General features: G+C 69.5%; 12 protein-coding genes. 7 read left to right on the plus strand and 5 right to left on the minus strand.

The features are described from left to right. Positions 1–18: 18 nt before the first annotated feature. Genes A5753_RS08870 through A5753_RS08880 form a run of 3 tightly spaced genes read left to right on the plus strand, consistent with a single transcriptional unit; the run spans position 19 to position 2,377 of the window. Positions 19–555 carry a bifunctional adenosylcobinamide kinase/adenosylcobinamide-phosphate guanylyltransferase gene (locus A5753_RS08870; RefSeq protein ID WP_067125895.1) on the plus strand — a complete coding sequence of 179 codons (537 nt, stop codon included), beginning with the start codon at positions 19–21 and terminating at the stop codon, positions 553–555. Next, a complete protein-coding gene (cobT, locus tag A5753_RS08875) occupies positions 552–1,625 on the plus strand; it encodes a nicotinate-nucleotide--dimethylbenzimidazole phosphoribosyltransferase (RefSeq protein ID WP_197694641.1) in 1,074 nt (357 codons plus the stop codon). Before A5753_RS08870 ends, cobT begins: the two co-directional genes overlap by 4 nt. Next, positions 1,622–2,377: an adenosylcobinamide-GDP ribazoletransferase gene (locus tag A5753_RS08880; RefSeq protein WP_067125901.1), complete on the plus strand. Its 756-nt coding sequence runs from the start codon at positions 1,622–1,624 to the stop codon at positions 2,375–2,377. The genes cobT and A5753_RS08880 overlap by 4 nt, the downstream gene beginning before the upstream one ends. Before the next feature lie 9 nt (positions 2,378–2,386). Here A5753_RS08880 and A5753_RS08885 read toward each other — a convergent pair whose 3' ends face one another. Together A5753_RS08885 and gcvT are read right to left on the minus strand one after the other, a co-directional pair. Then, the gene (locus A5753_RS08885; protein WP_067125904.1) at positions 2,387–3,496 is read right to left on the minus strand and encodes a branched-chain amino acid aminotransferase; all 1,110 of its coding nucleotides are present in this window, start codon (positions 3,494–3,496) and stop codon (positions 2,387–2,389) included. 55 nt (positions 3,497–3,551) lie between these two features. Next, positions 3,552–4,646 carry a glycine cleavage system aminomethyltransferase GcvT gene (gene gcvT / locus A5753_RS08890; RefSeq protein WP_197694635.1) on the minus strand — a complete coding sequence of 365 codons (1,095 nt, stop codon included), beginning with the start codon at positions 4,644–4,646 and terminating at the stop codon, positions 3,552–3,554. A 44-nt stretch (positions 4,647–4,690) separates the two neighbouring features. Here gcvT and A5753_RS08895 point away from each other — a divergent pair, with 44 nt between their 5' ends. Next, the gene (locus A5753_RS08895) at positions 4,691–5,794 is read left to right on the plus strand and encodes an adenylate/guanylate cyclase domain-containing protein (RefSeq protein ID WP_067125906.1); all 1,104 of its coding nucleotides are present in this window, start codon (positions 4,691–4,693) and stop codon (positions 5,792–5,794) included. Between the two features lie 30 nt (positions 5,795–5,824). Further along, complete coding sequence (locus tag A5753_RS08900) at positions 5,825–7,372, plus strand: leucyl aminopeptidase (protein ID WP_067125909.1); 1,548 nt, start codon at positions 5,825–5,827, stop codon at positions 7,370–7,372. Between the two features lie 7 nt (positions 7,373–7,379). On the opposite strand, the gene A5753_RS08905 is transcribed toward A5753_RS08900, so the two are convergent. Next, positions 7,380–8,975, minus strand: coding sequence for an NAD(P)/FAD-dependent oxidoreductase (locus A5753_RS08905; RefSeq protein ID WP_067125913.1), 1,596 nt, complete (start codon positions 8,973–8,975; stop codon positions 7,380–7,382). Beyond that, complete coding sequence (locus tag A5753_RS08910; protein WP_067125916.1) at positions 8,972–9,421, minus strand: SRPBCC family protein; 450 nt, start codon at positions 9,419–9,421, stop codon at positions 8,972–8,974. The genes A5753_RS08905 and A5753_RS08910 overlap by 4 nt, the downstream gene beginning before the upstream one ends. Before the next feature lie 146 nt (positions 9,422–9,567). On the opposite strand from A5753_RS08910, the gene A5753_RS08915 reads away from it, so the two are divergent. Then, a complete protein-coding gene (locus A5753_RS08915; protein WP_067125919.1) occupies positions 9,568–9,909 on the plus strand; it encodes an aminopeptidase in 342 nt (113 codons plus the stop codon). A 6-nt stretch (positions 9,910–9,915) separates the two neighbouring features. Here the strand turns inward: A5753_RS08915 and A5753_RS08920 are convergent, their stop codons facing one another. Continuing rightward, entirely contained in the window at positions 9,916–11,694 is a 1,779-nt protein-coding gene (locus A5753_RS08920) for an SDR family oxidoreductase (protein ID WP_067125922.1), read from the minus strand. A gap of 197 nt (positions 11,695–11,891) precedes the next feature. On the opposite strand from A5753_RS08920, the gene A5753_RS08925 reads away from it, so the two are divergent. Continuing rightward, the coding region (locus A5753_RS08925; RefSeq protein WP_304441434.1) for a biotin/lipoyl-containing protein at positions 11,892–12,580 on the plus strand (689 nt) is incomplete at its 3' end.

Below are 12,580 nucleotides of genomic sequence, written 5' to 3' on the forward strand. Positions count from 1 at the left end.
GAAGGCGGGCTGACACCGGTGCGCACCCTGGTGCTCGGCGGGATCAGGTCAGGCAAATCGCAGTGGGCGGAGGAAGCCATCACCGACGGGTTGCCGGCCGGGCAGGCGGTTCACTACCTGGCGCCCGGGCCGGCCGGCCACGACGATGCGGCCTGGGCGCACCGAATCGCTCAGCATCGCGGCCGCCGGCCGGCGCACTGGTCGACGATCGAAACCGACGACATCGCAACGCAACTGCGTCGATCGCCGGACACGCCCACGCTGGTCGACGATCTGGGCACCTGGCTGACCGGCGCGCTGGACCGCACCAACGCCTGGGAGGGCGGCTCGGTGGCGGCGCCCGTCGATGAGGTGCTGGCCGCGGTCGGCGACTTCGCTTCCCCACTGGTGCTGGTCAGCCCGGAGGTCGGGTTGACGATCGTTCCCGCCACCGCCTCCGGACGCCGCTTCACCGACGAACTGGGCAGCCTGAACCAGCGCCTCGCACGGCTGTGCGACCGAGTGGTACTGGTGGTGGCCGGTCAGCCGGTACCGATCAAACCGTCGGGGTCCTGATGGAATTCGCCGCCGTCTCGCCGCCCGATGCGGTGGCCGCCGCCGCCGCCCGGGCCCGCCAGGACACCCTGACCAAGCCCAAGGGTGCAATGGGCCGCCTCGAGGACCTGGCGGTATGGGTCGCGGCGTGTCAAGGACAGTGTCCGCCAAGACAATTCGAGCGCGCCCGGGTGGTGGTGTTCGCCGGTGACCACGGTGTCGCCCGCTCGGGGGTGTCGGCCTATCCGCCGGAGGTGACCGCGCAAATGGTCGCCAACTTCGATGCGGGCGGGGCCGCGATCAATGCCCTGGCCGACATCGCCGGGGCGACGGTGCGGGTCGCCGACCTGGCGGTCGACGCGGACCCGCTGACCGAACGGATCGGCGCCCACAAGGTGCGACGCGCCAGCGGCGACATCCGGGTCGAGGACGCGTTGAGCGACGACGAGACCGCACGCGCGCTCGAGGCCGGCGCCGCCATCGCCGACGAGGAGGTCGACGCCGGGGCCGATCTGCTGATCGCCGGCGATATGGGGATCGGAAACACCACGGCCGCAGCGGTATTGGTGGCGGCGTTGACGAACGCCGAGCCGGTCGTTGTGGTGGGGTTCGGCACCGGGATCGATGATGCCGGGTGGGCCCGCAAGACCGCCGCGGTGCGTGATGCCCTGTTTCGCGCGCGACAGGTGTTGCCGGACCCGGTCGCGCTGCTGCGCCGCGCCGGCGGCGCCGACCTGGCCGCGATGGCCGGTTTTTGCGCGCAGGCCGCGGTCCGGCGCACGCCGTTGCTGCTCGACGGCATGGCGGTGACGGCGGCCGCGCTGGTCGCCGAGCACCTGGCGCCGGGCGCCCGGTTGTGGTGGCAGGCGGGGCATCGGTCCACCGAACCCGCGCACACGCTGGCGCTGACGGCGCTGGATATGGAGCCGATTCTCGACCTGCGCATGCGCCTGGGCGAGGGCACCGGCGCTGCGCTCGCGCTGCCGGTGCTGCGCGCCGCGGTGGCCGCCCTGTCGTCGATGGCGACCTTCACCCAAGCCGGTGTGTCCAACCGCGCCGAGAATCCCCATCAGGCCGCCCCCCCATCGTGATCCGTTCTCTGGCCAAGGCTTTCGCGTTCGGGACGGTGCTGCCCGTCCCGGGCGGCGGCGATGCGCCGATGGGCCGCGGCGCCATGACCGCGCTGCCGGCGGTGGGCGCCGTTCTGGGGGCGTTGGCCGCGGCGGTGACCTGGGGTGGGGCGTTGGCGTTCGGCCGGTCCAGTCCGCTGCCCGGTCTGCTCGCGGTCGCGGTGCTGCTGCTGGTGACCCGCGGCCTGCATCTCGACGGTGTCGCCGATACCGCCGACGGCCTGGGCTGTTACGGGCCGCCGCAGCGCGCGCTGGCGGTGATGCGCGACGGATCGACCGGGCCGTTCGGCGTCGCCGCCGCGGTCATGGTGATCATGGTGCAGGCGCTGGCGTTTTCGGCGCTGGGGGCCGCGGACCGCTTTCTTCCCGGGGTGGCCGTGGCGGTTTTTGCGGGCCGAGTCACCGCGGTGTTGGCCGGTCACCGATCGTTGCCGGCGGCCGGCGGCAGCGCCCTGGGCGCCCGGGTCGCCGGAAGCCAGCGGACCGCGGTGGTGGCCGGCTGGGTCGCGGTGCTTGTGGCCGTTTCGCTGGTGGCCGGGCCGCGGCCGTGGCAGGGCCCGGTGGCGGTTCTGGCGGGCCTGGGCTGCGGCGCGCTGCTGGTGTGGCACTGCGTTCGCCGATTCGGCGGCATCACCGGCGACGTGCTGGGCGCCGCGATCGAATTGACCGTGACAGTGGCCGCGCTGATGCTCGCGGGCCTGGTGCGGTTCTAGCTGAGCGCGTCAGCCCAGCTTTGCCATCCAGCCGTGGGTGTCGGCGAAGGTGCCGCGCTGAATCCCGGTCAGGGTGTCGCGCAGCGCCATCGTCACCTCGCCGGGTTGGCCGTCGGCGACGGTGAACTCGGCATCGCCGTACTTCACCTGCGAGACGGGGGTGATGACCGCGGCGGTGCCGCAGGCGAACACCTCGGTGATCTCCCCGGCGGCGGCCTTTTTCTGCCATTCGTCGATATCGATCCTGCGTTCCTCGATGGCGAACCCGGCGTCAATGGCCAGCTGCAGCAAGGAGTTTCGGGTAATGCCGGGCAGTAGGGAACCGGACAGCTCCGGGGTGACCAGCCGCGCCGACCCGCCGCTGCCGAACACGAAGAAGATGTTCATCCCGCCCATCTCTTCGACGAAGCGCCGTTCGACGGCGTCCAGCCACACCACTTGGTCGCAGTCGTTGGCCGCAGCTTCGGCCTGAGCCGACAGGGAGGCCGCGTAATTGCCGCCGAACTTGGCCGCGCCGGTCCCGCCGGGGCTGGCCCGCACGTATTCGGTCGACACCCAAACGGTGACCGGGCTGATGCCACCCTTGAAGTAGGCGCCGGCCGGCGAGGCGATCAGCAGGTAGCGGTAGCGCTTGGACGGACGAACCCCCAATCCGGGCTCGGTGGCGATGACGAACGGGCGCAGGTACAGCGCCTCCTCGCCGCCGGCGGCCGGAACCCACGCGTTGTCGACCGCAATGAGCTGGCGCAGCGATTCCATGAACAGCTCTTCGGACAGCTCCGGGATCGCCAGCCTGCGCGCCGAGGACCGTAGCCGGGCGGCGTTGGCTTCGGCGCGAAACGACACGATCGAGCCGTCGGCCCAGCGGTACGCCTTGAGTCCCTCGAAGATCTCCTGCGCGTAGTGCAGCACGATCGCCGAAGGGTCCAGCTCGATGGGGCCATACGGGATGACGCGCGCGTTGTGCCAACCGCCACCGGTCTCGTCGTAGTCGATCGACACCATGTGATCGGTGAAGTACTTGCCGAAACCGGGCTCGGCCAGGATGGTTTCGCGTTCGGCATCGGTCGCCGGATTTGCCGAACGCGAAACCGTGAACTCGAGGGAGCCACTGGTCATTGGCTGATTGTATATCCGCCTAACGAATCGGATTTCGCCCGCGCAAGCGGCGCGGCTAACGGGTTTTCACCGCTACGAAGGGCGGGCGCACGACTTCGCACGCGGCGCGACGGCCGCGCACGTCGACGGTGATCTCCTCACCGTCCTGGACTCCGGCGCCGGCGTCGATGAGCGCCAGCGCGATCCCGGCCTGCAGCGTCGGGGAGAACGTGCCCGAGGTGGTGACTCCCACCCGGGTGTCGCCGGCGAGCACCGTCAGCCCGGCGCGCAGCACGCCGCGGCCCACCATCCGCAGCCCGCGCAGCAGCCGCGCCGGGCCAGCCTCCTTCTCAGCCAGCAGGGCGTCCCGGCCGAAGAACGCTTCCTTCTTCCAGCCGATCGCCCAGCCGCAGCGGGCCTGCAGCGGGGAAATGTCGAGCCCGAGTTCATGGCCGTGCAGCGGATAACCCATCTCGGTGCGCAGGGTGTCGCGCGCGCCCAGGCCGGCCGGCTCGCCGCCGGCCGCGCTCACCGCCGCGGCCAGGGCGTCGAACACCACTCCGGCGGAGTCCCACGGCGGCAGCAGCTCGTAGCCGTGCTCGCCGGTGTAGCCGGTGCGGCAGACCCGCACCGGCACGCCGGAGAACGAGGTGTCCGCGTACGCCATGTAGTCCATGTCGGTGGGCAGGCCCAGCTCGCCGAGCACGTCGGCCGATCGCGGTCCCTGCACGGCCAGCACCGCGTGCGCGCGGTGCTGATTGGTGATGGTGAGCCCGCTCGGCGCGGCGGCCTGCAGCGCGTCGACTACGGCGGCGGTGTTGGCGGCGTTGGGCACCAAGAAGATCTCGTCGTCGTCGACGTAGTAGGCGATCAGGTCGTCGACGACGCCGCCGGATTCGGTGCAGCACAACGTGTATTGCGCCTTGCCCGGCCCGATCCGATTCAAGTCGTTGGTGAGCGCGGAGTTGACGAACTGCGCCGCCCCCGGACCGCGTACCAATGCCTTGCCCAGGTGGCTGACATCAAAGAGGCCGACCGCGTTGCGGGTCGCGTTGTGCTCGCTGACGGTGCCGGCATACGACACCGGCATGAGCCAGCCGCCGAACTCGGCGAAGCTCGCGCCCATCTCACGATGACGGTCTTCCAGCGGTCCGTGCTGCAGCTCGCTCACGGCGTCCCACCTTAATCCGCCCGTATGCTGGCACACTTGGGCAGGTGTCCGAGTCGTATGACTTCGACGAGCTCGAGGCCGCCGGGATCGCGAATCCGCGCGAACGCGCTGACCTGATCAAGTACCTCGACGGTCTTGGCTTCACGCTCGACGACATGGTCGAAGCCGAACGGCGCGGCCGGCTGTTCGGGCTTGCCGGTGATGTCCTGGCCTGGTCGGGTCGTCCGACCTATACCGTGCAGGCCGCGGCCGACGAACTCGGCATATCGGCCGAAGAGGTGGCGCACGCGTGGGCTTTGCTCGGCCTGACGGTCGCCGGGCCCGACGTTCCCGTGCTGAGCCAGGCCGACGTCGACGCCCTCTCGACCTGGCTCGCGTTCAAGGTGGTGGTGGGTGAGGACGGCGCGCACGGCATGCTGCGGGTCCTCGGCGCCGCGATGGCGCGGCTCGCGGAGGCCGAGTCGACGGCGATCCGCGCCGGGACGCCCGACATCCAGATGACCCACACGCACGACGAGCTCGCCACGGCGCAGGCCTACCGCGCGGTCGCGGAGTTCGTCCCCCGCATCGGTCCGCTGATCGACGTCGTGCACCGCCACCACCTGACCGGCGCCCGGACCCACTTCGAGGGCGTCCTTCGCGACACCTCGGCAAGCGTGGTGTGCGGCATCGGTTTCGCCGACCTGTCCGGCTTCACCGTGCTCACCAACGCGCTCACCCCCGCGCAGCTGTCGGACCTGCTCAACGAGTTCGCCGGAACGGTCTCGGACCTGGTGCTTCGCAATGGCGGCCGGGTGGTGAAGTTCATCGGCGACGAGGTGATGTGGGTGAGCGCGTCGCCTGAGCGCCTCGTCAGGGCGGCGGTCGATCTCGTCGACCACCCGCGGGCGCGTGAGGAGGGTCTGCAGGTGCGGGCCGGTCTGGCCTATGGCAGCGTCCTGGCCATCAACGGCGACTACTTCGGGGGCCCGGTCAACTTGGCGGCGCGACTCGTGGCGGCCGCGACCCCGGGACAGATCCTTGCCGACTCGGCGCTGCACGACGAGTTGCCGGACTGGCCCGCGGATGCTTGCGGCCCGTTGCTGCTCAAGGGATTTGACGGCCCCGTGCCGGCTTTCGACCTGAGGGTCCGGACGCCACCGAGCTAGGCCGCTCCGCGGTGACTAGGGTGATGACGCGTGAGTACCGAACCCGGATATCAGGCCCCTTCCGTCACCGTCGCCTCCTCGCTGCCGCGGCGCACCGGCGCGTCCACCGTGCTGATCGTGCCCGTCGTCTCGACCGGCGAGGACGACAAGCCGGGCGCGGCCGTTGCGGCTGCCGAGCCATTCCTGTCCTCCGGGGCGGTCGCTGAGATCGAATCGGGTCTGCGGGCGCTGGAGGCAACCGGGGGCGCCGAACAGGTGCACCGGCTGGTAGTGCCGTCGTTGCCGGTGTCCAGCGTGCTGACGATCGGTCTGGGCAAACCGCGGTCCGAATGGCCGGCCGACACCATCCGCCGCGCCGCCGGTGTGGCCGCGCGGTCGCTCGGCAAGACCGAATCCGTGATCACGACGCTGGCCGAACTGCCCGGTGCGGGCGTCGCCTCGGCCACTGTCGAGGGCCTGATCCTGGGCAGCTACCGGTTCACCGATTTCCGCAGCGACAAGACAGCCCCGAAAGACCAGGGGCTGGGCAAGATCACGGTGCTGGCCACCGCGAAGGACGCCAAGAACGACGCAGCGCACGCCGCCGCCGTTGCGGCCGCCGTCGCCACCGCGCGCGACTTCGTCAACACCCCGCCAAGCCACCTGTTTCCCGCCGAATTCGCCAGGCGTGCAAAAGCTTTGGGCGAATCCGTCGGCCTCGAGGTGGAGGTGCTGGACGACAAGGCCCTGCAGAAAGGCGGCTACGGGGGGATCATCGGCGTCGGGCAGGGCTCGTCACGCCCGCCACGGCTGGTGCGCCTGACGCACCGCGGTTCGAAGCTGGCCAAGAGATCGAAGCAAGCCAAGAAGGTCGCGCTGGTCGGCAAGGGCGTCACGTTCGACACCGGCGGCATCTCGATCAAGCCGGCGGCGGGGATGCACCACATGACCTCGGACATGGGCGGTGCCGCCGCCGTGATCGCGACCGTAGCCCTGGCCGCGCAGCGCAAACTTCCGATCGACGTGATCGCCACCGTGCCGATGGCCGAGAACATGCCGTCGGCGACGGCGCAGCGTCCGGGCGACGTCCTGACGCAGTACGGCGGGATCACGGTCGAGGTGCAGAACACCGACGCGGAGGGCCGGCTCATCCTGGCCGACGCCATCGTGCGGGCGTGCGAGGACAACCCCGATTACCTGATCGAGACGTCCACGCTGACCGGCGCGCAGACGGTGGCGCTGGGCGCCCGGATCCCCGGGGTGATGGGCAGCGACGAGTTCCGCGACCGCGTCGCGTCGATCTCGCAGCGCGTCGGCGAAAACGGCTGGCCGATGCCGCTGCCGGACGAACTCAAGGAAGACCTGAAGTCCACGGTGGCCGACCTATCGAACATCAGCGGGCAGCGCTTCGCCGGCATGTTGGTCGCGGGGGTGTTTCTGCGGGAATTCGTCGCCGACGGCGTGAGTTGGGCCCACATCGACGTGGCCGGACCGGCCTACAACACCGGCAGCCCGTGGGGCTACTCGCCCAAGGGCTCCACCGGCGTGCCGACGCGGACCATGTTCGCAGTGCTCGAGGACATCTGCGAAAAGGGCTAGCAAACGGCTAGCCGGTCAGCCGTTTGAGCACGGCTCGGCCCAATTTGCGGCGTGGCCAGCCGGTCGCGCCGTCGGCGGCCAGCGCGGCATTCGCCGCGTTGCGTCCGCACGCGCCGTGCACCGAGCCGCCCGGCGTCGCCGACGCGCTGCCCAGATAAAGCCGCTCGATCGGTGTTTCGGCCCGGCCCATGCCGGGCGCCGGCCGGAAGACCAGCATCTGTTGCAACTGCGCGGTTCCGCCGTTGAGCGCCCCGAGATGCAGGTTGGCGTCGCTGGCCTCGAGATCCGACGGCCGTTGCACGAACCGGTCGATCACCGCCGAGCCGAAGCCCGGGGCATGCTCTTCGATCACCCGGTCCACCGCCGCGGCCAGCCGGTCAGCCGAGGCGTCGTCGGACACGTTGCGCGGCAAATGCGTGTAGGCCCACACACTTTCGGTGCCGGCGGGCGATCTGCTGGGGTCCGCGGTGGTGGTCTGACCCAACAACATGAACGGATGCTCGGGTACCACGCGGGTGTTCAGGTCGGCCATCCAGCGAACCAGCCCGTCCCCGTCGGCTCCCAAGTGGACGGTGCCCACCGACCGCAGATTTCGGGCTCGCCATGGAACCGGTGTTGCCAGCGCATAGTTGACTTTCACCACCGGCGGATCCCACTCGTAGTGTTGGAGGTCTCGACGCAGTGCCGACGGCACCGCGTCCGCAGGCAGCATGTCGCAGAACAACCGCGGGGCCGTCACGTCGGCGACCACCGCCCGGCGGGCAGCCACCGATCGCCCCTGCGCGGTGGTCACGCCGACTGCCCGGCCTCCCCGCACCTGGATGCGAGAAACATTCTGATTGCACTCGATTCGCGCTCCGGCCGAGCGCGCGCGATTCACCAGAGCCGCGGTGAGTTGGCCCGATCCGCCGACCGGCACCGGCCAGCCGTGATCCTGGGCCAGCATCGTCATCAAGAAGCCCATGGCGCCGCTGATCGGCGCGTCTGGGGGGACGTCGGCGTGCATTGCGTTGCCCAACAGCAACACTCGCGGTGCCTCACCCTCAAACAGCTGGCTGGCCATCGCATTGGCCGGCTGCACCAAGAGACGCGCGACGCGGACAGCCTCGGGCGTACCGAGTCTGCGCAGCAGCCCGAGCAGCGGGCGCACCGGCGGGAAGGGCGCCAGCATGGCGTCCAGCAGTGGGGCCTTGATCTTGTTCCACAGCTCCACCAGCCGCCACCAGTTCTCGCCGTCGGCAGGTGTTCGCCGCGCGAATTCCGCCGCCGTCTGGGCGGGATCGTGATACACGATGGGCGGGTCGTCGTCGGCGGCGCTGCGGGGGTGACCCACCACCGTGGGCGCATGCGACCACCGCAACCCATGATCCTCCAAGTGCAGCGCCGTCATCGCCGGAGACGCCGCCGTCATCGGATAGTAAGAACTGAACAGGTCGGTGATATACCCCGGCGTCAGCTCGGCGCTGCGCACCGCGCCGCCCGGTTCGGGCTGGGCTTCCAGCACCAGCACGTCCCAGCCCGCGTCGGCGAGCATCGACGCCGCCACCAGTCCGTGGTGTCCCGCCCCTATCACGACGGCGTCGGCGGTGTCGCCCACGGTCACTTCACCTGGCTCGGCTCCAGCCGTTGCGACAAAGCCGCCAACCGCCACAGGCACTCCTTGTTGCGCGGATAGGCCGCAGCCAGCGCAAGGGAATCGGGAACGGCTGCCATCGGCCCTTCGGCGGGCACCTCAATCATCTCGATCCGGCAGCCCTCCGGAATCTCGTGCAGCAGCAAGGTGATTCGCGCGGCGCCGAGCGGACCCAGCCGGGCAAGCAGCACCAGCTTGTGCGGCGGTTCGCTTTCCTCCACGATGGTCGCGTCGTCGATCACCAGCGGCCAAATTCCGATCGAATGCCTGATCGAGGACCCCGGCTCCGGCCAGTTCGGATCGACGGCCCGCATGCGGCTGTTCCCCACCACCCACTGGGTGTAGGTCCAGCCCTGGGCCAGCACCTCCCACACCCGTTCACACGACTCGGGCACCTCACGCGTTGCAGTGATCACCTAAAAATTCCCTCCATGTATGTCGCTACCGCTGCGGATACCCGGCAATCGTGGGGGTTATTCGACCTCAACCTCGGGTTTACCGGCGGTGGACTGCGGATAATCTCCCTAGCGGTCGAAATCCTCGGCGACGAAAGGCGAAACCAGTGACGATGCGACGGTTGATCATCGGTGTGGGCGCCGTGCTGCTATTGGCCGGAGTGATCGGACTGCTGACGCCGGTGTCGGTTTCCGACAGCAACGGCCATTCGGTCGGCTGCGGAAACGCCGTGGCGACTGACCTTTCCGCCGCCAGAAGCGCCAACAACAGCAATGGGTCCAACATCCCCATCCTCAACCAGATCATCCCGCACACCGACTACGTCGCGCAGTGTCAGTCGTCGGTCGGCAGCAGGCGCGCGTGGGCGATACCGCTGGCCGTGCTCGGGGTCATAGCGATCGGTGCGACGTTGTTGACGGGACGTCGCGGCGCCGCACCGGGCGTCTAGCCCACCTTAGATCACCCGCATCCGCGCGGCGTTGCGCAGCCCCTGCGGCGCTAGTCGTGAAAGCCCGTACAGCGCATAGGCTTCCGGCGCCACCGGACGAATGGGTTTCTTCTTTTTGACCGAAGATAGAATCGCGTTGGCGACCTTCTCAGGGCCGTAGTGGCGCAGCGCGAACATCTTGCCCAGCTGCCCACGGCGGCCGTCGACGGCGTCGGATTGCTTTCCCGCCGGCGCGTCGAATCTCGTGGTGTTGATGATGTTGGTGTCGATGACGCCCGGGCAGATCGTGGTCAGGCCCACCCCGGCGGCGTCGAGCTCGGCGCGCAGGCAGTCGGAGAACATGTAGGTCGCCGCCTTGGACGTGCAGTAGGCGTTCAGCGACTGCAGTGGGGCATAGGCCGCCATCGACGACACGTTGACGATGTATCCACCGGTGCCGCGCTCCACCATCCGCCGGGCGAACGACCGGCAGCCGTTGACCACACCGCCCAGGTTGACGTCGAGCACCCTGTCGAACTGCTCGGCAGGGGTGTCCAGGAATCCGCCGGCGTGCCCGATGCCGGCGTTGTTGACGACGATGTCCGGCACGCCGTGTTCGCTGCTGACCCGCTCGGCGAACGACTCCACCGCCTGCGCATCGGACACGTCGAGCACATAAGGGTGCGCGACGCCACCGCGGGTGGCGATCTCGGTCGCGGTGGCCTTGACCGCGGCTTCGTCGATGTCGCTGATCACCAGCTCGGCGCCTTCGCGCGCGAAGGCGAACGCGGTCTCGCGGCCGATTCCGCTGCCGGCTCCGGTGACCGACACCAGGGTGTCGCCGAACGACCCGCGGGGACGGCCCACCTGCGCTCGCAGCAGCGCCCGGCTGGGTCGCTTGCCCTCGGCCTGGTCGGCGAACTCGCGCACCGCCGCCGCCATCACCTGGGGATGCGACATCGGGGAGAAGTGACCGGCCTGGATGTCACGGCGCCATAGCCGCGGTACGAAACGCGGCGTGTGGTCGTAGCCGTATGGCCGCACGTACTTGTCTTTGGTGTTGACGATGAGCTGCACCGGTACGTCGATGACGGCGACGCCCTGCTTACGACCGGAAAACGATCGAAAGTAGTTGGCGGGGTAGGTTTTAACCGACTGCGCGGCATCCCGGGCGAGTTTCTCGGAGTGGTGGATCTGCTCGACGGGGATGTTGTCGACGGCATTGCGCCGCAGGGCCGGGACCGACAGGGTCAGCCGCAGGAACAGCGGCGCGAGCACCGGTATCGATAAGAAGATCATGTAAGTCAGCCGCAGCGCCTGGCTGATCGCCCGGACGAAGGTGCGCGGCTTCCACGGCGCCCGCAGACCGCTGAAGATGTAATCGACCAGCTGGTCCTGAGCGGGGCCGGACACCGACGTGAACGTGGCGACCCTGTCATTGGCCCCGGGACGCTTCAGGTAGTGCCACACCCCGACCGAGCCCCAGTCGTGGGCGAGCACATGCACGGGCTGGCCCGGGCTCAGCTCGCCGGTCACCGCCGCGAAGTCGTCGGCGAAGCGGTCCATGCTGTAGGCAGACACCGGCTTGGGGACCGACGACATGCCGACGCCGCGGTTGTCGTAGCGGATGATCCGGAATCGCTCGGCCAGCAGCGGGACGACCCCGTCCCACAGCACGTGCGAGTCGGGGAAGCCGTGCACCAGCACGACGGTGGGGCCCTCGGGGTTGCCCTCTTCGTAGACCGCGATGCGGGCGCCGTCGGCGCTGTCGACGAAATGCTGGGGTACTGGTTGTGATGGCGGCATCTCCGACCTCCCGCTCTGGCTGTGGTGGCCACACCGTAGCAAGCGTGATGGGCGTCACCCGACCAGCGCGGGGTATCCGCCCTGGATGTGTGCCGACGAGGGCGCAGTGACAGGATAGTTTTGGATTGCTACTTCGCCTTCCGCTAGCGAGCTGATCGACCCGCCCCGACCCACGAGCGATCGAGGAGTCAGAAAAGATGGCCTTCTCCGTCCAGATGCCGGCACTCGGTGAGAGCGTCACCGAGGGGACGGTCACCCGCTGGCTCAAGCAGGAAGGCGACACGGTCGAACTCGACGAACCGCTCGTCGAGGTGTCCACCGACAAGGTCGACACCGAAATCCCGTCGCCGGCCGCCGGTGTGCTGACCAAGATCGTCGCCCAAGAGGACGACACCGTCGAGGTGGGCGGCGAGCTGGCCGTCATCGGGGACGCCTCCGAGGATGGCGCGGCAGGTGGCGATTCGCAGCCGGCTGAGCCGGCGCCGAGCCAGCCGGAGCCGCAGGAACAGTCCGCGCCGCCGCCCCAGCCGGAGCCCCAGGCCCAGCCGGAGCCGCAGGCGCAGCCGGAGCCCGCGCCCGCCCAGCAGAGCTCTGGTGGCGGCGACGCGACCCCGGTGTTGATGCCCGAACTCGGCGAGTCGGTAGCCGAAGGCACCGTGACCCGCTGGCTCAAGAAGGTCGGTGATTCGGTCCAGGTCGACGACGCACTGGTGGAAGTGTCCACCGACAAGGTCGACACCGAGATCCCGTCACCGGTGGCCGGTGTGTTGATCAGCATCACCGCCGAGGAAGACGCCACCGTGCCTGTCGGCGGCGAGCTGGCGCGCATCGGCGCAAGTTCCGACGCCGCCGCACCGGCGGCACCCGCCGCTCCACCGCCGCTGCC

It is taken from the genome of Mycobacterium sp. 852002-51971_SCH5477799-a (assembly GCF_001667145.1).
Classification (GTDB): Bacteria; Actinomycetota; Actinomycetes; order Mycobacteriales; family Mycobacteriaceae; genus Mycobacterium.